We start from the raw sequence: 23,919 nt of genomic DNA, 5'->3' as shown, positions 1-23,919 counted from the left end.
CAGTGCCATAGTCCTTGAGAAACTCAAACAGGCTGTAGCCTTTCTGGAATTGGATTTTGCTTTTGGCCATGATCTCGCACCTCGATAACTGTACGTAAGATCAGTATAGTTCGTGGTAACTGACTGCTAATCATGGGTAATCAGGATTCACTAAAATTAATAAATCACGCCATGCGACCTACGTTTTGCACGTACATTTGGTGTTTATCACCAAGTATCGAAAGCCGATACTGGGGGATCTGCATCACGCCTTCTTCGGTCAGTGTGCGGCAGAGGTTTGCAGAGATTTTGGTGCGGAACTGAAAGAGTGTGACGGAGAGGCTGATCATGTTCACATGCTGATAGAGTACGCGCCAACGGTGCAGCTATCGGTACTGGTGAACTCGTTAAAGGCGGTCACATCAAGGCGACTGCGTAATGAATTTCTGGACTTGAGAGGTGCTTACAGCAAACCCGTACTCTGGTCACGCTCTTACTTTGCGGGCTCTTGCGGCGGAGCACCGTTGGAGGTGATCAAGCAATACATTCAAAACCAGCGGGGCTGACGCCCCGGCGAAATTCCCCTCCCACCTACGTCGGAGGGAGTCCCCTTTCGCATTTAAGATGGCAACGTCAAGCGCACCCACAGCCTCCCCTACAAGCATGCCATGATGCTGCCCGCCTTCGCCGGCATCAGCCCCCTGCGGGGCCTCGAGGGGCTGGTCAATCCCTGCGGGTTCGTCATCGTCGACGAACACCAGCGCAACCCTGTCTTCCCGCAGATTTACGCCGCCGGGGTCTGCATCGCCATCCCGCCCCAGCACAAGACGCCGGTACCGACCGGGGTGCCCAAGACCGGCTACATGATCGAGGCCATGGTGCGCACCTTAAGCCACAACATCAAGGCGGAGCTGGACGGCCAACCCCCGGTCACCCGGGCGGTGTGGAATGCCATCTGTCTGGCGGACATGGGGGACACAGGGGCCGCCTTCGTGGCCATGCCCCAGATCCCGCCGCGTAACGTCGCCTGGTCCAAGAAAGGGAAGTGGGTCCACCTGGCCAAGATAGCGTTCGAGAAGTATTTCCTGCACAAGATGCAGGTGGACGACACCGAACCCATCTATGAAAAACGGATGCTCAAATACCTGGGCATCGACAAGACCCGGTAACCCCCCAAGGGCCCGCCGGTGAAGGGAAGAGGGCTCCCTTCACCGGCGCTTTCATCTCTTTTTTATTATGTTTCAATATGTTGCTATCAAGGGCTCGGGGTTTACCCAGGCTGCCGTATCGGCTACCATGTCGCCTCTTTATCACTAGCGGAGACCATCGGTGGGCAACTCATCAAGTGACAGACGCACGCCGGCCCTCGTCGTCGGCACCCTGGTCGCGAGCTAGCCGCAGGTTATTCTCTGCCGCGACTCGCCACCCTGCGAGAAGTGGACTCCTCTTTTCCCCGCTTTTCACACTTGACGTCAGGTGACGGGGACTCATCCCACGACACCTTGCCTGCATAGTTTCTGCTTCCCAAAAGGAGGCTGCTATGCGCTTGATTTCAAACAACCCTGTCGCTGACAAATCCCCTTCCCTGCTGAGCAGACTGGGACGGGGCCTGCGACCACTCTGGCAACGTGGCAAACGGCGTCAGCACCTCTATCGGCTGCACATCCGCTGCGAAGACAGAGCCGACATGGAGCAGGTGCTGGCCGCAGTGAGCCACACCCTGCAACCGGCCGGACTCAGTCCTATGCAATCCATGCAGCCCGGGCGCGGTGAAGGCCGCGTGCTGGTGCTGAGCCTCTACTGCACGCCGCCCCAGCGCCGCTACCTGGTGCAGTTCATCCACCAGGTCGGGGCTGTCCACCCGGTACGCTGGGAACTGCGCCCCCGCGCCGGGGACGACGCCACCACCAGCCATTGACCCTCGAACGAGGCGAGGTCCTTCCCGGGCAACCGTGAAGGGCCTCTTCCCTGTTCTGCGCCATCCCGCCCCGTCAGGAGGCGGGTCGCGCCCTTGCATTCACCACGATGTCGACCTTGCCCCCCGTCTCTCACGCAACCCGGGGGCGAAAGCTGGTCGGCATCCCCAGAAGGAGACCCATTCATGAGAATGTGGCAACAACTCGATTTTCTCGCCCTGCTCGACACCCTGGCCAGCCTGCTGCTCGCCTTCGTGCTGGGCAGCCTGGTCGGCCTGGAGCGCCAGTACCGCCAGCGCACCGCCGGCCTTCGCACCAACGTGCTGGTCGCCGTGGGGGCGGCCCTGTTCGTCAACCTGGCCCAGCGCATCTATGACCTGCATGGTGGCAGTTACGGGGTCGTCCACGTGGTGGCCTACATCGTCTCCGGCATCGGTTTTCTCGGCGCTGGCGTCATCATGCGTGAATCCGGCAACATCCGGGGCATCAACACAGCTGCCACCCTGTGGGGCGTGGCCGCTGTCGGGGCCGCCTGCGGCGCCGGGTTCGCCCTGGAGGCCATCCTCGGCGCCCTCTTCGTGCTGGCCGCCAACACCCTGCTGCGCCCCCTGGTCAACCAGATAAACCGTGACCCGGTGGACAACATGGACACCGAAGTGACCTATCACGTGACCGCTCTCATAGGCCGCGCTCACCAGAAGGAGGTACTGCCCTGGCTCGAGCAGATGCTGGAGCAGGCCCACTACCCCCTGAGCGAGCTCGACATCACCCCCTTCGGCGATCAGGATCTCGAGATCTCGGCGACGCTGCTCGCCACCGCCATCGATGGCACCAAGCTCGATGCCCTGATGAACACGCTCGGGGAGCACCCTCACATCAAGCAGATCTTCTGGCGGGCCAGCATCACCGATTGACGCCCTCATACCAGGCGCAGCAGAAAAAGCCCCGCCGGATCCGGCGGGGCTTTTTCACAGGAAAGGGAAGCCGTGTGCCTAACGGCGGCTGCGCCAGCGCACCCTGGGGTTAATGACCTGGGCGGTCTGGGCTGGGGGATTGCCCGCGATGAGTTGCTGCATCATCTCGAAGGCGGCCCGGGCCAGGGCCGGGCAATCCTGGGCCACGGAATCGATGCGCATGGGGATGCAGTCGAGCAGATCGTGATCGTCGAAGGTACACAGGCGCATGCCGGTCTCCATCAGTTCCGCCTCGTTGAGGTAGCGCAGCACCCCCTCCAGCAGGGTGAAGGAGGCGGTAAAAAGCCCCTTCGGCGGTGCCCCGAGTTCGTCCACCAGCTCAGACATCAGCTGATAACCCGAGCTCGGCTGGTAGTCACGGTGGCGGACCCGGTCTGAAGTGGCCTCCAGCCCGGCCCGGTGCAATCCGAGCTCGTAACCCGCCAGCCGGTGGCGGCTGGGGGAGAGATCCAGCAGACCGCCGAAGTAGTAGATCTCCTCCCCGCAATCCTCGGCCATATCCTGCACCAGCTCGGCGGTAGCCTTGCAGGCGTCCGAGATCACCATGGGCAGGCGCGACTCACCGATGTGGCGGTCGAGCTGCACCACCGGCAAGCGGTCGTGGATGCGGGCATAGATGTCGTCACTGTGGCCGCTGGAGGCGACGATGAGGCCATCCACCTGACGGCTGATGAGGTTGTCCACCACCCGCTGCTCCAGGGTGGGGTCATCCTCGGAGCAGGCGATGAGCAGCTGGATCCCCGCCTCCCGACAGCGGGCCTCCAGGGCACGGGCGATGCTGGCGAAGCCGAAGTTGGTGAGGTCGGGGATCATCAGCCCCCAGGTGTAGCTGCGCACCTCCCGCAGGGAGCGAGCATGGATGCTCGGCTGATAGTGGCACTCGTCCGCCACCGCCTGGATCCGCTTGCGGGTATCGTCGGCGATGCGGTATTCCGCACTCTTGCCGTTGAGCACCAGACTGGCGGTGGCCTTGGAGACCCCCGCAAGCGTGGCTATCTGGGCAATCGTGATCCGTTTCTTCTTCTCCACCTGACCTCCCGGCAAACTGACACCGGGCTATTGTACTAGGCAGGTCGCCAGCGGCCAGTGATCGAGACAAATTTTGCTGCCATCACCACCGCAACGTGCGGAAAGTACTGGGTTTTCGCCGGGGAAGTAACGGGTCGACAAGCTCTGGCGCCCGCCATCGACGAAGCACTCCAGGCTGGAGCGGTCACACAAGACGGTGATCTTGCCCCCAAGCCAAGGGGCGCTTCGCGCCTCCCACTCCCCGCTCTGCCAGTTCTGGCGCCGCAGGATGATGCGTCCCGGCTGCCACACCAGCTCGGCCACAGTGCCGAGGCGAAGGCTCCCCTCGCCGGTCAGCGCCAGATCGAGCCAGGCCGAGTCGATGGCCAGGGCAGGCAGCTCGTCCGGCGCCCCCTCGAAGCGGGTCTGCTCCCCTTTCAGGGCGCCCAGCTCAGCCACCGGCCGCTGGCAGAGCCACTCATCCTGCCAGAACAGCTCCCGCGGGCAGCTCATCTGGTGGATCCAGCCGTGCTCGAGAGTGGGCTGGCTCATCTCGTTCTCCTCCGGCAAGCCCAGCCAGCCGAACAGCAGGCGCCGCCCCTGACTGTCCTGGGTAGTCTGGGGGGCATAGAACTCGAATCCCCTGTCCAACTCGTGGAAAGCCCCGTGCTCGAAGCGCTCGCCGTCGAAGTCACCCGCCAGCCAGCCGCACTGGTAGAGGTTGCGATAATCCTCTCCCTGCGGGGCAATCCCCTGCGGGCAGCTGATCAGCACATGGCGATCTCCCAGGGGGAACAGGTCCGGACACTCCCACATGTAGCCAAACTCCCCGAGACCGCCGCGCCCGCTGCCGGCGATGGGGCCCACCAGTGTCCAGGCATCCAGGGTGTCACCGCGATAGAGCAGCACCTCACCCCGATCGTCCAGGGTGCGGGCCCCCAGCACCATCAGCCACTGCCGACCGTCGTGCCACACCTTGGGGTCGCGCACATGGCCGCTGTAGCCTGCGGGCAGGTCCAGCACGGGTCCCAGCTTGGCAAAGCCCCCCTCACCGTCGGCACGGGCCAGACACTGGTAGGCGGTGCGGCTGCCGTCCGGGTATTTGACGTTGCCGGTATAGATGAGGGTCAGACGCCCCTGCTCGTCGCTCACCGCCGAGCCCGAATAGCAGCCGTGGCTCTCATAGGCCTCGGTGGGCAGCAGCGCCACCGGCTCGTGCTGCCAGTGCAGCAGATCGGTGGAGGTGACATGCCCCCAGCCCTTGTTGCGGTGCTCGCAACCGAGCGGGTTCCACTGGTAGAAAAGATGGTAGCGCCCGTCGTGCTCGATAAAGCCGTTGGGATCGTTGAGCAGCCCCACCGGGGCTGCCAGATGCCAGCGGGGCCGATGGGGATCGGCCGCCGCCTTGAGCTGTCCGGCCAGCAGGGACCGGACAACCTGGTTCAGGAGATGGCTTTCCTTCATCACTCCACCTTGTACTTGAGCAGGTAGGAGGCGGCGAAAGCGGCGCCAAAGGCGATCACCAGACCGATGACGTAGTGGATGAGGCTCATGGGCTGGACGATGGCCATGCCCGGGATGCCGGTCAGGCCCACCGCCGTCATGCCGACCTTGGCCGCCACCACGTAGGCGCCGCCGCAGGCCCCGCCGAACAGGCCGGCCAGGAAGGGCTTGATGTAGCGCAGGTTGACCCCGAAGATCGCCGCCTCGGTGATGCCGAGCAGGCAGGACATGGCCGCCGGCACCGTGATGGCCTTGATCTTCACGTCCCGGGTCTTGAAGTAGACCGCGAGGCAAGCCCCGCCCTGGGCCACGTTGGCCATGGCCCAGATGGGCAGCAGGAAGTTGACGCCGATGGCAGGGTTGGCCAGCAGCCCCGCCTCGATGGCGTGGAAGCTGTGGTGGATGCCGGTGATGACGATAAGGGAATAGGTGCCGCCAAACACCAGACCCGCCAGCCAGCCTGCCTGCTCATAGAGGGCGCTCAGACCGAACGAGATGCCATCCCCCAGCACCCGCCCGGCGGGGCCGATGAAAAGCAGCGCCACGAAGCCGGTGATGATAACGGTCAAAAACGGGGTGAGGATGAGATCCAGGGCGTCAGGGATGCGCTTGCGCAGCTGCTTCTCCAGGTGGGACATGAACCAGACCGCCAGGAGCACCGGGAAGACAGTGCCCTGGTAGCCGATCATGGCGACATCCAGGCCGAAGAAGTCCATGGTCTTGAAGCCCCCGGCCACGCCCCAGGCGTTGGTCAGGGCCGGGTGAGTGAGGATGCCGCCAAGGGTCGCCCCGAGGTACGGATTGCCGCCGAATTCGCGCGCCGCCGTAAAGCCGATGAGGATCGGCAGGATGATGAAGGCTGCCGAGCTGAACATGTCGAGCATGACGAACAGGGCGCTGTCGGCGTTGACCCAGCCGTAGGTGCGCACCATGCCGAGCAGCCCCATCAGCAGACCGGAGGCGACGATGGCCGGAATGATGGGCACGAAGATGTTGGAGAGGGTCCGCGCCAGACGTTGGGCCACGTTGAGCTTGGCCGTCGCCATGTCGGTCAGCTCCGCCTTGCTGGCGGTGCCGGTCCCGGTCAGGGTGACGAACTCCGCATAGACCTTGTTGACCAGGCCGGTGCCGAAAATGACCTGGATCTGGCCGGCGTTGCTGAAGCACCCCTTGACCCCCTCCAGCTTGTCGATGGCGGCCTTGTTCACCTTGCTGTCGTCCGCCAGCACCAGCCGCAGCCGGGTGGCGCAGTGGGCGGCGCTGACGATGTTCTCCTTGCCCCCGAGCAGGGGCACCAGATCCTGGGCTATCGCACTGATATTCATATTCTTCCTCTTATGACCCGCCACGCTGGCGGGCCCTTGTCACATGAGAGTAGGGGCTGTCGAGCCGGGCTTCTAGCCGCAGATCAACAGCCGTCTGCGCCTGATCGCAAAAATTCATCCAGCCGGGTGCGGGTGGGCAGTGCCGTCATCGCCCCCTTGGCGGTGGTGGCGAGCGCCCCGCAGCCGTGGGCCTGAGCCAGAATGGCGGGCAGCTCGGCCAGCGTCGGCAGCGAGGTCCGTTCGGCCAAGGCCGCCAGCAGCCCGGCAACGAAGGCGTCCCCCGCCCCAGTGGTATCGAGTGGCGTCACTTTGGGCCCCACCCACTCCAGCAACTCGCCACCCAGACGGGCCACCACACCGGCCGCCCCCCGGGTCACCAGCACCAGGGCCGGGCCTGAAAGAGTGGCAAGCCCCGCCGCCAGATCGTCCAGACCGCTCAGCAGTTGCAGCTCCTCCACCGAGAGCTTGACCACGTCTGCGAGGGCCATGGCCTCGCGCACCACGGGCAGCATCTCGGCAGGGTTGCCCCACACCTCTGGCCTCAGGTTGGGGTCGAAGCAGACCCGCCCCCCGACGGCACGGATGGTCGCCATGGCTTGCAGACAACTGCTGCGCACCGGCTCGTTGGCGAGCGCAATGGAGCAGGTCAGCAGCCACTGCCCGGCCTGGAAGACCGGCAGATCGGCGGGGCTCAGGAACTGATCGGCGCTCGGGCGCACCATGAAGGTGAAGCTGCGCTCCCCCGCCTCATCGAGATCCACCAGCACCGTGCTGGTGCGATGGGCCGGATCCTGGATCAGGTGGCGAATGTCGACCCCCTCCCTGGCCAGGGTCTCCCCCATGAAGCGGCCGAAGGGATCCGCGCCGACCCGGCCAATGAAGGCCGATTCCCCGCCGAGCCGGGCAACGCCCACCGCCACGTTGGCCGGTGCGCCACCCGGACACTTGAGGTAGTACTGCTCCCCTTCCGGGATCAAGTCCACTACCGCATCCCCCATTACCCACACACGATTCGTCACCTTGTTGCTACTCCACTGCTGCACAGGATTTGCCGGGGTCAGCCCCGGGTTCTGGGTCCGCATTATCAGCTAAACCGTTTTAGCTAACCAACAGATCCCGGGGCCGCCTGCCATTTTTGTGATCGGGATAACGAACTAGAACCAGGTTTCCATCTGCACGCCAAAGTTCCACTCGCCCCCGGCGGTGAAGTTGCTCTGGCCCATGGCATCGGAGCTGGCGTAGTTGTCGAGCTCGGAGGACCAGTCCATCCAGGTGGCGAACACCCGAAGCTCGGGCCGCTCGAAGAAGCCGGCGGTCTGCGCCTTGAAGGTCGGCGCGAAGGTGAGCTTGGTGAAATCGCCGCTCACCGCCTGGCGACCCTTGTAGCCCTTGGGATCGAGGTCCATGTACTGCCAGGTCGCCTCGTAGACCAGCTCGACGTTCTGGCTCAGCACCTGGGCCAGGCGGCCATTGAGGGTCACCCAGCGGTACTCGTCCCCCTTCACGTAACGATCCTGGCTGTGCTCGGCCAGCAGGGCCGGGGCCACACGCCAGCGGGGCGCAAGATCGGTGGCGCCAAACACGGCGACCCGCACCGCATCGGCATCCGGCAGCAGCTCGCTGTCGGAGCCCAGCCCCTTGAGCTCGGCACCCAGACCGTGGCCATACAGCACCGCCGCCTTGGAGAAACCGGGGTTGATGCCAAAGAAGCTGTCGGCGTGGTAGGCCACCAGGGTGTGGGCCCCCTTGTTCGCCGCTTCGCTGCCCGCGCCGCCGTCGTTGATGCGCGCCTCGTTGTCCTTGGCGGAGAGGCCGTTCAGCATCCACTGCCAGTTGCCAACGCGGTTGTTCATGGTGAGGATGTAGCTCTCGATGTCGGAGAGACCGCTCGCGCTGATGTCGCCGTAGTCGCGCCCGTAGAGGGAGAAGTTCGCCTTCCAGCTGTCGGCCAGCTGCACGTCGTAGACGCCGCCGCCGGTACCGGCCAGGAAGACCACGTCCGAGTCGAGCCAGTGGATGTCGAAGTTGTCCCGGTCAAAGCGCTTGCCCGCCCAGAGCACCGAGTGCTGGAAAGGACCGCTGAAGCTCGCCAGATCGCCGATTTCGGCAAACACCTGGCGGGTATTGAGGCTGGAATCGCTGGCGGTCCAGTCGTTGCTGGTCTCCACCCCGTCCGCCAGCATCAGCTTGTAGCGGGCCCAGCTGCCATCGTCGAAGGTCTGGGTCTTCAGCAGGTTGGCCTCCATGTAGGTGTCATCCTCGTTGCCAAGGCGACCCACGGCGCCGCCCACCGAGCCGGCCGGGGTGATGTAGGGGCCGCCGCGGCCACCATTGCCGTTGCCGTTCACCAGCAGGCCCGAGCGGGCATAGCCGTGGAACTCGAAGCCCTGGGCCCCGGCGGTCTGCTTGTCCACCTTCTCGCTCTGGGCCTTGGCAACCACGGCGGTCTCGCGGGCTTCGTTTGCCTTGCTCTGGGCCTCGTCGGCCCGCGCTTCGGCAGCGGTGGCGCGCGCCTCGGCTGCCTGCACCCGCGCCTCCAGCGCCGCCAGCCTGGCTTCGATACCACCATCCGCCGCCCACAGCGGGCTGCTCATTCCCAATCCCAGCGCCACGGCCAGCGCCAACTTGCTCTTGAACATCGTCATCGTCCTCACCTGTCTTCTGTCGCCCGTCCGGGCTCTGTTGTTGTTGACGAGCTGAGGATAGCTAAACCGCTTTAGCTGACTCAATATGCAAGCTAAACCGTTTCAGCAGGAGTGTGAGCGGGATAACATTTGTACAGGAGGAATTGGTGGAAGTTGTGAGGAGGATCCCTCATCGGGATCCACTCAATAAGGGAGGATCCAGGCCAGATGGCGGGCAAAAAAAAGCCGGCACATCCGTGCCGGCTTGGGTAACGCGGGTCGCGTTTATTTGGTCAGGTCGTCGAAGAAGCGTTTCACCCCTTCGAAGAAGCCTTCGGATTTCGGCTTGTGAGTCTTGGCAGCGGCGCCGCTGAAGGAGTCGTCCAGCTGGCGCAGCAGATCTTTCTGGGTCTCGGTCAGCTTGACCGGAGTCTCGATCACCACCTTGCACATCAGATCCCCCACCTGGCCGGAGCGCACGGACTTGACGCCCTTGCCCCGCAGGCGGAACAGCTTGCCGGTCTGGGTCTCCGGGGTCACCTTGAGCTTGACCCGGCCATCCAGGGTCGGCACTTCAATCTCGCCGCCGAGCGCCGCCGTGGTGAAGCTGATGGGCACTTCGCAGTAGAGGTCGTTGCCGTCACGGACGAAGATCTCGTGCTCGCGCACGTGAACCTGTACGTACAGATCCCCCGCCGATGCGCCGGTTTCCCCCGCTTCCCCTTCGCCGGAGAGACGGATGCGATCCCCGGTATCGACCCCGGCCGGGATCTTGACCGACAGGGTCTTGGTCTTCTGATAGCGCCCTTCCCCATGGCACTTGCGGCACGGATCCTTGATGATCTTGCCGCGACCGTGACAGTGGGGGCAGGGCTGCTGCACCGCGAAGAAGCCCTGGCGCATCTGCACCTGGCCGGAGCCGTGGCAGGTGGGGCAGGTCTGGGCGGAGCTGCCAGTATGGGCACCGGAGCCGTTGCACACTTCGCAGTGGACCTGGGTCGGGATCTTGATCTCCTTGGAGACCCCGCGCACCGCCTCTTCCAGCGTCAGCTCCATGTTGTAGCGCAGATCGGCGCCACGGGCCGGGCCGCGACGACCGCCCCCGCGACCACCGAAGATGTCGCCAAACACATCGCCAAAGATGTCGCCGAAATCGGCACCACCGCCAAAGCCGCCGTGGCCGCCACCCTGGCTCGGATCCACCCCGGCATGACCGTACTGGTCATAACGGGCACGCAGGTTCTCGTCGGTCAGGACCTCGTAGGCTTCCTTGACCTCTTTGAACTTCTCTTCAGCCCCGGCATCACCCTGGTTGCGATCCGGGTGATACTTCATGGCCAGACGCTTGTACGCCTTCTTGATCTCGCGCTCGTCGGCACCTTTCGACACCCCGAGCACTTCGTAGAAATCGCGCTTCGACATACTCATCCTGTTGCTATATCAGCAGTTACGCAGACGGGCGTTGGTTACCCAACGCCCGTAAATTCATTGACGAATCTGCTCACACTCTTACTACGAAGCCGTGATCAAGGCTCATGTGCTGCTCGGAATCCTCACGTATATCTATACGCTCCGGTTCCTGCGCTGCTCTTTACCTTGCTGACGGCCTCTCGCGACAGACCGTGAACAGATTCTGAGCCGATGGGCGAAGCGGACTTCGCCCATCCGGGTCGGGCTTATTTCTTGTCGTCTTTCACTTCTTCGAACTCGGCGTCGACCACGTCGTCGTCAGCCTTGGCGGAAGAGGAGGACTGACCGGCGTCAGCACCGGCGGCGCCTTGCGCCTGAGCCTGCTGCTGGGCAATCTCCATCAGCTTCTGGGACGCTTCCAGCAGCGCTTGCTGCTTGGCTTCGATGGCAGCCTTGTCGTCACCCTTGATGGCGGATTCCAGCTCGCTCAGGGCAGTCTCGATCTTGGTCTTCTCGTCGGCAGGCAGAGCTTCACCGGCTTCGGTGACCTGCTTGCGCACGGAGTGGACCAGACCGTCAGCCTGGTTGCGGGCCTGCACCAGCTCTTCGAACTTCTTGTCCTCGGCCGCGTTGGCTTCGGCTTCGCGTACCATGCGTTCGATCTCGTCATCAGACAGACCGGAAGAGGCCTGGATGGTGATCTTCTGCTCCTTGTTGGTCTCCTTGTCTTTCGCGGAGACGTGCAGGATGCCGTTGGCATCGATGTCGAAGGTCACTTCGATCTGCGGCAGACCGCGCGGTGCCGGACGGATGCCTTCCAGGTTGAACTGGCCCAGGGACTTGTTGTCGCTGGCGCGCTTGCGCTCACCCTGCAGCACGTGAATGGTCACGGCAGACTGGTTGTCTTCGGCGGTGGAGAACACCTGGGACTTCTTGGTCGGAATGGTGGTGTTCTTCTCGATGAGCGCGGTCATCACGCTGCCCATGGTCTCGATCCCCAGGGAGAGCGGAGTCACGTCCAGCAGCAGTACGTCGGTCTTGTCACCGGACAGTACGGCACCCTGGATGGCAGCACCCATGGCCACGGCTTCGTCCGGGTTGACGTCTTTGCGCGGCTCTTTGCCGAAGAAGTCGGCCACGGTCTTCTGAACCAGCGGCATACGGGTCTGACCGCCCACCAGGATGACGTCGTCGATCTCGCCAACCGCCAGACCGGAGTCTTTCAGGGCGACACGAACCGGCTCCAGGGAGTCTTTCACCATGTCTTCCACCAGGGATTCCAGCTTGGCGCGGGTCACCTTGATGTTCATGTGCTTCGGACCGGTGGCATCTGCTGTGATGTACGGCAGGTTCACGTCGGTCTGCTGGGCAGAAGAGAGCTCAATCTTGGCTTTTTCGGCGGCATCTTTCAGACGCTGCAGAGCCAGCTGGTCGTTGCGCAGGTCAATGCCCTGCTCGCGCTTGAACTCGTCAACCAGGTAGTTGATGACGCGGTTGTCGAAGTCTTCACCACCCAGGTGGGTGTTACCGTTGGTTGCCAGCACTTCGAAGGTGGTTTCCCCTTCGACTTCGTCGATCTCGATGATGGAGATATCGAAGGTACCGCCCCCTAAGTCATACACGGCAACCTTGCGCTCACCCTTGACCTTGTTGACGCCGTAGGCGAAAGCCGCGGCAGTCGGTTCGTTGATGATGCGCTTGACGTCCAGACCGGCGATGCGACCGGCATCCTTGGTGGCCTGACGCTGGGCGTCGTTGAAGTAGGCCGGTACGGTGATGACGGCTTCGGTCACCGGCTCGCCCAGGTAGTCCTCGGCGGTCTTCTTCATCTTTTTCAGCACTTCGGCAGAGATCTGCGGCGGTGCCATCTTCTTGCCTTTCACTTCAACCCAGGCGTCACCGTTGTCGGCCTTGGCGATGGCGTACGGCATGATTTTCAGGTCACGTTGTACTTCGTCATCTTCGAAACGACGGCCGATCAGACGCTTGATGGCGAACAGCGTGTTCTTCGGGTTGGTGATGGCTTGGCGCTTGGCCGGCTGACCAACCAGGATTTCGCCGTCATCGGCATAGGCAATGATGGACGGAGTAGTACGGTCGCCTTCCGCGTTCTCGATCACGCGAGCATGGTCGCCATCCAGAATAGCGACGCAGGAGTTGGTAGTACCCAGGTCAATACCGATGATTTTACCCATTTGACGAATCTCCAAATACTTTGAATAAACTGGCGAGGGGCTCGCCTTGATACGTTAACGGCTAGGTGGGGCCTGCCACTGTGGCTTTCAAGCTCCCGGCATCAAATTTTTTGTGCCGCCGTGGCCTTGCAACCTATATGGGGTCTCAAGTCGGCGCTTCAAGTCCGGCCCTGAAAAAACCTGCATACAGGCCACCTGACAGCCAAATGACGCCAGACACGTTTTCTGGCGCCACATCCAACAAAAAGCCCGCCAAGCGGCGGGCTTGGTGAGAACAGCGTGATCAGTCAGCGGACTTGGAGACCATCACCATGGCCGGGCGGATGACGCGGCCGTTGAGCTCGTAGCCCTTCTGCATCACGGCGATCACAGTGTTCGGCGCCACGTCGGCACTGGGCACCATGCTCATGGCCTGGTGGGCATTGGGGTCGAACGGCTGGTTGGTCGGGTCCAGCGCCACCAGGCCGAACTTGGCCACGCCGCTCTGCATGGATTTCAGGGTCAGCTCGACCCCTTCAATCATCGGCTTGAGGGTGTCGTTCTCCTTGTCCGCCAGCTCGATGGCGCGCTCCAGGTTGTCCAGCACCGGCAAGAGCTCTGCGGCGAACTTCTCCAGTGCAAACTTGTGGGCTTTCTCCACGTCCTGAGCGGCACGGCGACGCAGGTTCTCCATCTCGGCGACGGCGCGAATGGCGCGCTCGCGCTCTTCCAGGGAAGCCTGCTGGGCCGCCTCCAGCTGGGCCTCCAGCTCGGCGATGCGGGCCTGCTCGGCTGTCACTTCACTGTCTACATCGGTCGGCTCGACTGGCTGGGCTTCCACTTGCTCCATCGCTTCAACCTTTTGTTCTTCGTGGCTCATGACATCTCCAATATTCAGGGGTTGCGTGTGAGGGTGGCTGGCGTTCAGACAAGCGACACGCGCCAGCAGACCCTGTGTTGGCGCTATTATGGGGACACAGCCCCGGCTTTCAAGGGGAAAAGGGCAGATCGGACACAATGGCGCCCATCCGCGTGCCAGGCAGCCCCTTTTCGGGGCCGATTGCACCAACCGTCACGGAGGCAGACAAATCCCCGGCAAAGCGCGGTATACTCCCCCCAAGACTCTCCCAGACCCGATAACCTATGGATTCTCCGTTCAAAACCGTTGCCCTCATCGGCAAGCCCCATCACGAGGGGGCCAACCAGACCCTGACCGGCCTGTATCAGTACCTGACCAGCCGCGGCTTTCGTGTGCTGCTGGAGAGCCGGGTGGCCCATACCCTGGGGCTGCTCGGGGAGAACGTGATGGATCTGGTGCAACTCGGCGAGCAGGCGGATCTCGCCATCGTCGTCGGCGGTGACGGCAACATGCTGGGGGCCGCTCGGGTGCTGTCACGGTTCGATGTGGCGGTGATCGGGGTGAACCGGGGCAACCTCGGCTTCCTGACCGATCTCTCGCCCCAGGATTATCTGCTGCCCCTGGAGCAGGTGCTCTCGGGTCACTTCAAGAGCGAGCATCGCTTCCTGCTGGAGGCCGCCGTCTATCGCCACGGGGAGCGCAAGTCGAGCAACCTCGCGGTCAACGAGGCGGTGCTTCACCCGGGCAAGATCGCCCACATGATCGAATTCGAGGTCTACATCGACGGCAGCTTCATGTACAGCCAGCGCTCGGACGGCATCATAGTGGCGACACCCACCGGCTCCACCGCCTACTCCCTGTCGGCAGGGGGCGCCATCCTCACCCCCAAACTCAACGCCATCACGCTGGTGCCCATGTTCCCGCACACCCTGAGCAGCCGCCCCATCGTGCTGGATGCGGACAGCGAAGTGCGGCTGCTGGTCTCGCCAGACAACCAGGACGACGCCATGCAGGTGAGCTGCGACGGCCAGGTCACCCTGGCGGTCCACCCGGGGGACGAGATCCTCATCAAGAAGAGCAGCCACAAGCTTCATCTGGTGCATCCGCTGGATTACAGCTACTTCCACGTGCTGCGCAACAAGCTCGGTTGGGGCAGCAAACTCTTCTAGCCAGGCACCATCGGTGGCGAGGGTCTACCCCTCGCTGCTTTCGACCAGCCGAGGCAGTGCCGGCTCGAATGCCAGATGCACCCCGTTTCGCCCCGCTTCCTTCACCCGGTACATGGCAGCATCGGCTTTGGTCAGCATCAGTGCCAGGTCAGCCTCGGCACTGGCGCACACGACCCCCATGCTCACCGTGACCCCCTCGCACGGCAGGCAGGCCCCCTGCCGGGAGCCCGTCTCTATCTGGCGGCGGATCCGGTCACAGATGTCGCGGGCCATCTGGCCGCTCACGCCCCCCATGATGATGGCGAACTCCTCGCCACCGATGCGCCCCACCAGATCACCCTTGCGTACCTCGGCCACCAGCACCCCGGCCACATAGCGAATGACCTCATCCCCGCAGCCGTGACCAAACTGGTCGTTGACCCGCTTGAAGTGATCGATGTCCAGGACCACCACGCAGCGCGCCTGCCCAGGCATAGCCCCCTCTCCGTGCCTGAAGAGACCGCGCCGATTGAGCACCCCGGTGAGGGGATCCCGCTCCGAGAGCGCCAGCAATGCCTCCTCCGTCTCCACATAGGCCACCAGAGGCAGCAGCAACACCGAGCCGATGGTCAGCACCATGTGCATGAAGAAGATGAGATCGAGCCAGTCTCCGTCCCCCATCCGCTCTTCGGCTCCCAGCAAGAGCAGCCCCCCCTGGCTCAGCAGGATGGTGAAATGCAGCAGGTAAATGAGCGCCACCGCATGGAGCACCCGCTTCTGTTGCCGGCCGAGAGAGACGATGAGGCAGGCGCACCACAGGTACAACATCGACTCCATCAGAGCCAGCACAATGCGCACGGGGGCGAGGCTGGACAATCCCAGATAGAGCAGCAGCAACACCGCCACGCCTCCCCCCACGGCACGGGGATGCCATGCGCGCTCGTAAAGCGCACAAAAACCGGTGAGCAACAGCAGGATGCTCATGAGCGAGACCAGGCCGCCGACCCGGATGCCCAGCGCCGGATACCCTCCCAATACCCCCAGACTGAGCAGCAGGATGGAGAGGGAGAAGAGAAAAGCGGAGAGGGACCAGTACAGAAAGTTGCCTCGACCCGGCTTCAGGGAGTGGATGAACAGCATGATCAGCCCCGACATCAGGTTGATTGCCAGGGAGATCAGCAGCAGGGTCGGGGTATGGATCATCGTGACGCATCCTTGCGAAGAGGTCTGTGCACAGCCCAGGCTCAACCAGGACTGTTTCGAGTGTGTCTCAACCAGCTACTCACCACAAGAGAGCCCCTCAAGGTGGCTTCTCGCATCGCCTCAGCCCATGCAAGGTACGCAGGTTGATTTTGCAGACCATCTGATCGGCGTCACACCCATGCCGCGGCCTTGACACCCTTGCCCTCCCCCTGTTTCGCAAAAATCCTCCCTGCCCACTTTACTGTATATAAGACCAGTATATACTGGATGCATACACAGTAATGTTGACCCATACAGGATGAGACCATGCTGACCCAGCTGACCGTCAACAACTTCGCCATCGTCAAGTTTCTCGAGCTCGATCTGCAACCGGGGATGACCTGCATCACCGGGGAGACCGGGGCGGGCAAATCCATCGCCATTGATGCTCTGGGGCTGTGCTTGGGGGAGCGCGCCGAAGCCAGCATGGTGCGCCCGGGCAGCGACAAGACCGAGGTGAGTGCCCGCTTCCTGCTGGAGGGTAATCCTGCCGCCCGGGCCTGGCTCGCCACCAACGAGCTTGAAAATGACGGTGAGTGCATCGTCCGGCGGGTACTGTCCGCCGAGGGGCGCTCTCGCAGCTATATCAACGGGGTTCCCGTCCCCCTCGCCCAGCTCAGGAACCTGGGTCAACTGCTGGTCAACGTCCACGGTCAGCACGCTCACCAGATGCTGCTCAAACCCGATTACCAGCTCGCCCTGCTGGACGGCTACGCCGGTCATCATCTGCTCCTCGACGATGTACGCCGCCACTACCAGCAGTGGCGCCAGTTGCAAAACGAGCTCAACCGGCTCAAGGCCGAGCAGCAGCAGCGGGAAGCCCGCCGTCAACTCATCGAATACCAGGTGCAGGAGCTGGACGAATTTGCCCTTCAGCCGGGAGAGTTTGAAGAGATTGAAGAGGAGCATCAGCGGCTCGCCAATGGCACCGAGCTGATGCAGGAGTGCGGGTATTGCCTCGATCTGCTTTATGACAATGAAGAGACCACCATCGCCGGTCTGCTGCAGACGGCGGTGGACAGGGCCGAGACCCTGGTCGGCATGGACAGCCGGCTTGGCAACGTGCTCGGCATGCTCAACGAAGCCCTGATCGGCGTACAGGAGAGCCACAGCGAGCTGCGCAGCTATCTCGACCGGCTGGAACTGGATCCAGAGCGCTTCAACGAGCTGGAGAGCCGCCTCTCCAAGGCCATCAACCTGGCACGCAAGCACCATGTCAAACCGGCGGAGCTGGCCCACTACCATCAGGAGCTGGCCGCCGATCTGGCCCGCCTGCACTCCGACGAGGAACGCCTGGAGGGGATGGAAGACGAGCTGGCCTCGGCCCGCCAGGCCTTCGTGCAGGCCGCCGAGGCCCTGAGCCAGAGCCGCCAGCGCTATGCCGAGGAGCTGGGCGCAAAGGTAAGCGCCAGCATGCACGAACTGGCGATGCCAGATGGCCGCTTCGCCATCGAGGTGCGACCCGATGCCCAGAGCAGCCTCTCGCCCCTTGGCATCGATCGGGTGGAGTTCATGGTCACCACCAACCCGGGTCAGCCCATCCAACCCCTTGGCAAGGTGGCTTCCGGCGGCGAGCTGTCGCGTATCAGCCTCGCCATCGTGGTGATCAGTGCACGCAAGATCTCCACCCCGACCCTTATCTTCGACGAAGTGGATGTGGGGATCAGCGGCCCGACCGCCGCCGTGGTGGGCCGCCTGTTGCGCCAGCTCGGCGAATCCACCCAGGTGATGGTGGTCACCCACCTGCCCCAGGTGGCAGGCAAGGGTCACCAGCACATGGTGGTGAGCAAACACACCGACGGCAAGACAACGGAAACCCAGATGCAGGCGCTCACCCCGGGTGCCCGGCTCAACGAACTGGCCCGCCTGCTGGGGGGCGATCAGATCACCGACAACACCCTGGCCAACGCCCGTGAGTTGCTCGCAAGCTGACCACGGGGCGGGAGGGATGCCCTCCCGTCCATGTCGGCCCCTTCAGATTGACCGTGCCATCATCGCGCTGGCCAGTTGAAACCTCTTGCCGACGGCGCCGGCCTGGTTGACCTATGCCGTGAGCCGCAAGCAAGAACGAGGGGCTGCCCTGGCTAATCCGCGGCACGTGTCTTGATGCTCAGTCTGAACCTGCCAGCCTGGTCATCACCCAGTCGGGTTTCCATCGCCATGGTCAGGACGCCACTCATCTTCGTTGCACTCATTCATATATCGAACGGCCCCACTCCTTCATTTTCCATTCAACTCAGTCTGTTATGATGATGTAAACGGACTCGGTACCTTCAGTTGCCATCGACAGAAGGTGACGCTTGGTGCAAACACACCGGGTTCGTTTGAGCTGACATTTCGCGGGAAGGGAGGATGGGAGCGCGCTTCCGCAGTCTGACCCGCACCTGCCAAGGAGAACTGCTTATGAGCCCGACCAATATTGTGCTGTTGCTGGAAGGCAAGGATTACGAGCAGGAGACACTGGCCAAGGCGAGCCGTCTGGCACAAGGGCTGGGCGCCAACCTGACCTTGTTGCACCTGACCCACAGCAGCAAGACCCGTCGCAATAGTCTGTCCCTGTCACAAGAGGAGCGCAGCCCCCAGGGCACCCTGGATGCCAAGGCGATCATCAGTGAACTCATCACCCAGCTGTCTCATCCGATGGATTACCAGTGCCTGGTGGTGGATGACGTGGTACCGGATCTCCAGCGCTGGCTGACCGCCCACCCCGCCGACCTCTTGCTGGTCGGCAGCCGTCATCACTGGATGGAGGGCTCGCTGGCCCGCCTGCTCCTCTACAAACTGCCCCTCGATATCCAGATCTGCCACGAGCCTCACGCCGCCTTGCTCAAAGCCGTCGGTTGACACCACAAGACCCGCTCCCTGAGCGGGTCTTCTTGTTTCTGACGCCCCGCCGTCATCCTCCCCCAGCTTGACCTCCTCCACTGCGTCACCGCCAGAACCACACGATTTCTTACACATTGCTCGCTTCTTTTTGAGGGCCATTTGCTGCACGATATGGCCCTTGCACGCCTTCGCTCGTTTCGTTCAGGTGATAAATGAAAGCTCTTCGAAAACCCGGCAAGCTCGCCCTGCTCGCCCTTGTGCTGATCCCTCTCGTCACCTGGCTGGCCTGGCCAGGCAACACACCGGACCCGGTACTGACCGCAACGGTTACCCGCCAGGATGTGGAGCAGACGGTGCTCGCCAGTGGCGTACTGCAGGCCATCGAGCAGGTGGATGTGGGGGCCCAGGTCTCGGGTCAGGTCACCTATCTCGCGGTGGAAGCGGGTCAACAGGTCAAACAAGGAGAGCTGCTGGCGGAGATCGATCCCCTGATCGCCCAGAACAACCTCAAGACCGCCGAAGCTGAGCTGGCCAGCCGCCGCGCCCAGCTCAAGATCAAGCAGGCACAGCTCAAACAGAACGAGCTTGCCTGGCGCCGCCAGCAGCAGATGTTTCGGCAGGAAGCGAGCTCTCGTGCGGATCTGGAGAGCGCCGAAGCCCAGCTTGCCGTCACCCGGGCCGAGCTGCAAAGCGCCCAGGCCGACATCGACAACGCCATCATCAAGGTGGAGCGCGCCAAGACGGAGCTCGGCTACAACCGCATTCAGGCCCCCATGGATGGCACCGTTGTCTCCATCGTCACCCGGCAGGGGCAGACCCTGGCCGCCAGCCAGACGGTACCGACCCTGCTCAAGCTCGCCAATCTCGACACCATGACGGTCAAGGCCCAGATCTCCGAAGCGGACGTCACCCGTGTCAAGGCGGGCATGCCGGTCTATTTCACCCTGATAGGGGATCCGGATACTCGCTACCACGGTACCCTTCGCACGGTCGAGCTGGCACCCACCAACATCAATGAGCAGACGGCCAGCACCACGGCCACCAGCAATGCGGCCATCTACTACTATGCCCTGTTCGATGTGCCCAACCCCGGCCATCAGTTGAGGGTCGCCATGACGACCCAGGTCACCATCGTGCTCGGCGAGCGCAAGCAGGTACTGGCCATTCCCCAGACCGCCCTCGGCAAGAAGACTGGCGACAACGAGTACGAGGTCAGCCTGCTCAAGGAGGGGGATCAGAGAGAGACCCGCCGCATCAAGACCGGCATGAAGGATGACATCAAGATTGAGGTGGTGAGCGGCCTGATCGAGCATGAGAAGGTGATCCTGGAGCAAGGCAAGCCGGCCCTGCACGATGAAGGGGAGATGGAGCCGTGAGCGAGCCCCTGATCCGTCTCAAGGGCATCGAGCGGCGCTACCAGAGCGGAGAGCACGAAGTGACCGTGCTGCACCCGCTGGATCTCGCCATCGATGCCGGGGAGATGGTGGCCATCGTCGGCGCCTCCGGCTCCGGCAAATCGACCCTGATGAACCTGCTGGGCTGCCTCGATCGCCCGAGCGGCGGCCAGTATCTGTTTCGCGGCCAGGATACCGCGACCCTGGATGCCCTCTCCCTGGCACGGCTGCGCTGCCACCACTTCGGCTTCATCTTCCAGCGCTATCACCTGCTGCCCCATCTGGACGCGGCCGCCAACGTGGAGATCCCCGCCATCTATGCCGGCACCGCCCGCCTTGATCGCCAGGCCCGTGCCCGCACCTTGCTGACCCGCCTGGGACTGCAGGATCGCAGCCACCACAGACCAGGCCAGCTCTCCGGCGGTCAGCAGCAGCGGGTCAGTATTGCCCGGGCGCTCGCCAACGGCGGCGAGGTGATCCTGGCGGACGAACCCACCGGCGCTCTCGACAGCCAGAGCGGCAAGGAGGTGATGGCCATCCTCAAGGAGCTGCACGCCCAGGGCCACACCATCATTCTGGTGACCCACGACATGGCGGTGGCAAGCCATGCGGATCGCATCATCACCCTGCGTGACGGGCGGGTAGTGGAGGACAGCGGCCATCGGGCGGCCGATGACAACGCAGCCTCCCCATCCAGGGCGCGGGCCCACCCGCTGCCAGGTGATGGCAGCCAGCTGCCCCCTCCCTCTGTCGGGCAAGATGCACAGGGCACAAGCGCCGCCGTCCGCACCGCAAGCCGGGGCTGGGATCGCTACCGGGAGGCGGGGCGCATGGCCCTGCACGCCATGCTGGCCCATCGCGTGCGCACCTTCCTCACCATGCTCGGCATCATCATCGGCATCGCCGCCGTGGTCAGCGTGGTGGCGCTGGGTCAGGGGGCGCGCGCCAAGGTGATCGACGACATCAACGCCATGGGCACCAACACCATCGACATCTTCCCCGGCAAGGACTGGGGAGACGAGAAGGCCGCCAGCATCCAGACCCTGAACGAGCGGGATCTCGACGCGCTGCTCGGCCAGCCCTATCTGGAGGGGGCCAGCCCTCAGATAGCGACGTCGGGCCAGCTTCGCTATCGCAACAAGACCAGCAGCGGCAGCGTGATCGGGGTCGGCAACGACTTTTTCCGGGTCAAGGGGATGACGCTCACCCAGGGGCGCCTGCTCGATGAGCGGGACATTCGAAACCGGACGGCAGTCGCCGTGGTGGATGGCAAGACCATAGAGAGCCTGCTTGGCAAGGTGGACCCGGTCGGCCAGGTGGTGCTGGTCGGCACCCTGCCGGTGCGCATAGTGGGGGTGGTCACCCAGGAGACCGGCTTTGGCCGCAGCAGCCAGTCGGTCAATGTCTGGCTCCCCTACAGCGCCGTCATGAGCCGTCTCCTCTCCCAGCAGCACTTCACCCAGATCACCATCCGGGTCAAAGACGGCGTCCAGCCCGCCCTGGCCGAGCAGGCGGCAGTCGCCCTGCTGACCCAGCGCCACGGCGTGAAGGACTTCTTCACCTTCAGCAGCGACAGCATCGTCAAATCGGTGGAGAAGACCACCGCCACCCTGACACTGCTGGTCTCCGCCATCGCGGTGATCTCCCTCATCGTCGGCGGCGTCGGAGTGATGAACATCATGCTGGTCTCGGTGGTGGAGCGTACCCGGGAGATAGGGATCCGCATCGCCGTCGGCGCCCGCCAGTCCGACATACTGCAACAGTTCCTCATCGAGGCGGTGATGGTCAGCCTGCTGGGGGGGCTGCTCGGTATCGGCCTCGCCCTGCTCATCGGCGCTCTCTTCTCCCTGCTCGTGGAAAGCTTCCAGATGCGCTTCTCGCTCTTCTCCATCCTGATGGCCTTCGGGTGCTCCTCCCTCATCGGGATCCTGTTTGGTTACCTGCCCGCCCGCAATGCGGCCAGGCTCGATCCGGTGGAGGCACTGGCGAGGGAATGACGATGCTCAACCTATCAAGGCTCGGGCTAAGCCTGATGCTCACCGCCAGCCTCGGTGCCTGCAGCCAGCAGAGCACCTATCACAGACCCGATCTCGACGTGGCGCCAGCATGGCAGCAGGAGAGCCGAGGTCTCACCGCGCAGCAGGCTGGCCCCTGGTGGCAGGGATTCCAGGATCCCGCACTCGATCGCCTGGTCGAGGCGGTGCTGGCCGCCAACCCGGACATGCGGGTGGCCGGGCTCAAGCTCAAGAATGCCCTGCTCGGCGCCGATCTGGCTGACACCAACCTCACCCCCTCGGTCAGCGCCAATCTCGGGGCCAGCGGCACCAAGAACATGAAAGATGGCAGCGCCAGCAGCAACCTGGGCCCCTCCCTCAACCTCAGCTACGAGGTGGATCTCTGGGGCAGACTGGCCGCGGCAAGGGATCAGGCGAGCTGGGAGGCACAGGCCAGCAAACAGGATCTGGCCGCCACCCGGTTGCTGCTCATCGGCAAGACCCTGGAGCAATACTGGCAACTGGCCTACCTCGGCTCGGCCATTACCCTGGGCACCCAGCAACTGGCCAATCTGGAGCGCATTGAACGCCTGACCCGCGCCAAATACGAGGCGGGCGCCGTGACCCGACTCGATCTGGTACAGGCCAGCCAGCAGAAGGCGGGCAAGCAGGCGGAGCTCGCCACCCTCACCCAGCAACGGGCACAGGCGGGCAATGCTCTTCGCCTGCTGCTGGGCCGCAGCAGCGGGCCGCTCGCTGACGCTCCCGACGCCCTGATCATGGGCCCGATCCCGTCCCTGGCGGCTGGCATCCCCGCCGATGTGCTGGCCCGGCGGCCCGATGTGCGCGCCGCCGAACTCAGGCTGCGCAAGACCCTTGCGAGGGGAGACGAGATCCGCACCGGCTTTTATCCCACCCTGAGCCTGACCGGCGGTGCCAGCACCACCTCGGATACCCTGACCCAAGTGCTGCAAAATCCGGTCGGCACCCTGGGCGCCACGCTGGCGCTCCCTTTCCTCGAGTACAACAAGACCCGGCTCTCCATCGCCAGCACCGACATCGACTACCAGATTGCCGAAACCGAGTTTCGCAAGCAGCTCTATACTGCGCTGCTGGAAGTGGAGGATGGCCTGGCCGCCCGTCAGCAAGGGGATCAGCGGCTGCGCTATCTGGAGCAGCAGAGGGCCTATGCCCGGGAGGCCGAGAGGCTGGCAGGCGCCCGTTTTCTGGCCGGTGCCACTGGGGTGCAACCCTGGCTGGATGAGCAGAACCGCCTGTGGGATGCCGAGCTCGCTCTGCTGGCACAGCAGCAGGCCCAGCTCAACAACATGGCAGGCATCTATCGGGCGCTGGGGGGAAGCGATCGAACCTGACCCAGGCAGAGAGTGTGGGATCGCGTTGACATCCTCCCCCACCTTAGCGCTTCGCGTCACAGGAGGGGGATTCCCATTACTGGGTGATAGCTGCTCGCGCAGTACCGGGTTCCTGCTTCATCGGGCGGCCTGATTGCACCACGCCTCCACAGGCTAAAACGGCGTGTCCC

General features: G+C 63.5%; 19 protein-coding genes. 10 read left to right on the top strand and 9 right to left on the bottom strand.

Features of this window, described 5'->3' with window-relative positions; translation table 11 throughout:
* Positions 1-155: 155 nt before the first annotated feature.
* The 4 genes from tnpA to MUW49_RS13905 all read left to right on the top strand — a co-directional run bounded on the left by tnpA (position 156) and on the right by MUW49_RS13905 (position 2,809).
* Complete coding sequence (gene tnpA, locus MUW49_RS13920) at positions 156-545, top strand: IS200/IS605 family transposase (protein WP_210555901.1); 390 nt, start codon at positions 156-158, stop codon at positions 543-545.
* Between the two features lie 102 nt (positions 546-647).
* The gene (locus MUW49_RS13915) at positions 648-1,148 is read left to right on the top strand and encodes a hypothetical protein (RefSeq protein WP_227262951.1); all 501 of its coding nucleotides are present in this window, start codon (positions 648-650) and stop codon (positions 1,146-1,148) included.
* Positions 1,149-1,519: 371 nt separating this feature from the next.
* Positions 1,520-1,897 carry a hypothetical protein gene (locus MUW49_RS13910; RefSeq protein WP_210555900.1) on the top strand — a complete coding sequence of 126 codons (378 nt, stop codon included), beginning with the start codon at positions 1,520-1,522 and terminating at the stop codon, positions 1,895-1,897.
* Between the two features lie 183 nt (positions 1,898-2,080).
* Entirely contained in the window at positions 2,081-2,809 is a 729-nt protein-coding gene (locus MUW49_RS13905) for an MgtC/SapB family protein (protein WP_210555899.1), read from the top strand.
* Between the two features lie 78 nt (positions 2,810-2,887).
* On the opposite strand, the gene MUW49_RS13900 is transcribed toward MUW49_RS13905, so the two are convergent.
* The 8 genes from MUW49_RS13900 to grpE form a co-directional block, all read right to left on the bottom strand.
* Positions 2,888-3,898, bottom strand: coding sequence for a substrate-binding domain-containing protein (locus tag MUW49_RS13900; RefSeq protein ID WP_244812895.1), 1,011 nt, complete (start codon positions 3,896-3,898; stop codon positions 2,888-2,890).
* A 27-nt stretch (positions 3,899-3,925) separates the two neighbouring features.
* Positions 3,926-5,341 (bottom strand): sucrose-6-phosphate hydrolase, encoded by a 1,416-nt coding sequence (locus tag MUW49_RS13895; RefSeq protein ID WP_210555897.1) that lies wholly within the window; start codon positions 5,339-5,341, stop codon positions 3,926-3,928.
* On the bottom strand, positions 5,341-6,705 hold the full coding sequence (locus tag MUW49_RS13890; RefSeq protein ID WP_041214803.1) for a sucrose-specific PTS transporter subunit IIBC: 1,365 nt from the start codon (positions 6,703-6,705) through the stop codon (positions 5,341-5,343). The genes MUW49_RS13895 and MUW49_RS13890 overlap by 1 nt, the downstream gene beginning before the upstream one ends.
* 83 nt (positions 6,706-6,788) lie before the next feature.
* Positions 6,789-7,748 (bottom strand): aminoimidazole riboside kinase, encoded by a 960-nt coding sequence (locus tag MUW49_RS13885; RefSeq protein WP_109112198.1) that lies wholly within the window; start codon positions 7,746-7,748, stop codon positions 6,789-6,791.
* Positions 7,749-7,859: 111 nt separating this feature from the next.
* Positions 7,860-9,350 (bottom strand): carbohydrate porin, encoded by a 1,491-nt coding sequence (locus MUW49_RS13880; RefSeq protein ID WP_080944225.1) that lies wholly within the window; start codon positions 9,348-9,350, stop codon positions 7,860-7,862.
* Between the two features lie 264 nt (positions 9,351-9,614).
* Positions 9,615-10,751 (bottom strand): molecular chaperone DnaJ, encoded by a 1,137-nt coding sequence (gene dnaJ / locus MUW49_RS13875; protein ID WP_045524008.1) that lies wholly within the window; start codon positions 10,749-10,751, stop codon positions 9,615-9,617.
* A 254-nt stretch (positions 10,752-11,005) separates the two neighbouring features.
* Positions 11,006-12,934, bottom strand: a complete 1,929-nt coding sequence (dnaK, locus tag MUW49_RS13870) for a molecular chaperone DnaK (protein WP_010673646.1) — start codon at positions 12,932-12,934, stop codon at positions 11,006-11,008.
* Positions 12,935-13,217: 283 nt separating this feature from the next.
* Complete coding sequence (grpE, locus tag MUW49_RS13865) at positions 13,218-13,793, bottom strand: nucleotide exchange factor GrpE (protein ID WP_029314044.1); 576 nt, start codon at positions 13,791-13,793, stop codon at positions 13,218-13,220.
* A gap of 263 nt (positions 13,794-14,056) precedes the next feature.
* Here grpE and nadK point away from each other — a divergent pair, with 263 nt between their 5' ends.
* A complete protein-coding gene (nadK, locus tag MUW49_RS13860; RefSeq protein WP_010673644.1) occupies positions 14,057-14,941 on the top strand; it encodes an NAD(+) kinase in 885 nt (294 codons plus the stop codon).
* 24 nt (positions 14,942-14,965) lie between these two features.
* Here nadK and MUW49_RS13855 read toward each other — a convergent pair whose 3' ends face one another.
* The gene (locus tag MUW49_RS13855; protein WP_244812894.1) at positions 14,966-16,123 is read right to left on the bottom strand and encodes a GGDEF domain-containing protein; all 1,158 of its coding nucleotides are present in this window, start codon (positions 16,121-16,123) and stop codon (positions 14,966-14,968) included.
* Between the two features lie 306 nt (positions 16,124-16,429).
* Here MUW49_RS13855 and recN point away from each other — a divergent pair, with 306 nt between their 5' ends.
* The 5 genes from recN (at position 16,430) to MUW49_RS13830 (ending at position 23,749) form a co-directional block, all read left to right on the top strand.
* A complete protein-coding gene (gene recN / locus MUW49_RS13850) occupies positions 16,430-18,094 on the top strand; it encodes a DNA repair protein RecN (protein WP_113978194.1) in 1,665 nt (554 codons plus the stop codon).
* A gap of 471 nt (positions 18,095-18,565) precedes the next feature.
* Complete coding sequence (locus MUW49_RS13845) at positions 18,566-19,006, top strand: universal stress protein (RefSeq protein WP_244812893.1); 441 nt, start codon at positions 18,566-18,568, stop codon at positions 19,004-19,006.
* A gap of 194 nt (positions 19,007-19,200) precedes the next feature.
* Complete coding sequence (locus MUW49_RS13840) at positions 19,201-20,364, top strand: efflux RND transporter periplasmic adaptor subunit (RefSeq protein ID WP_223930614.1); 1,164 nt, start codon at positions 19,201-19,203, stop codon at positions 20,362-20,364.
* Positions 20,361-22,379, top strand: coding sequence for a MacB family efflux pump subunit (locus MUW49_RS13835; protein ID WP_244812892.1), 2,019 nt, complete (start codon positions 20,361-20,363; stop codon positions 22,377-22,379). Before MUW49_RS13840 ends, MUW49_RS13835 begins: the two co-directional genes overlap by 4 nt.
* Complete coding sequence (locus MUW49_RS13830; protein ID WP_244812891.1) at positions 22,376-23,749, top strand: TolC family protein; 1,374 nt, start codon at positions 22,376-22,378, stop codon at positions 23,747-23,749. The genes MUW49_RS13835 and MUW49_RS13830 overlap by 4 nt, the downstream gene beginning before the upstream one ends.
* Positions 23,750-23,919 lie beyond the last annotated feature (170 nt).

The sequence above is a fragment of the Aeromonas sp. LsrichE-8G genome, assembly GCF_022869435.1.
Lineage (GTDB): Bacteria > Pseudomonadota > Gammaproteobacteria > Enterobacterales > Aeromonadaceae > Aeromonas > Aeromonas caviae.
Note: the sequence above shows the minus strand (reverse complement) of the source record. Positions and strands in the feature narration are given on the sequence as shown.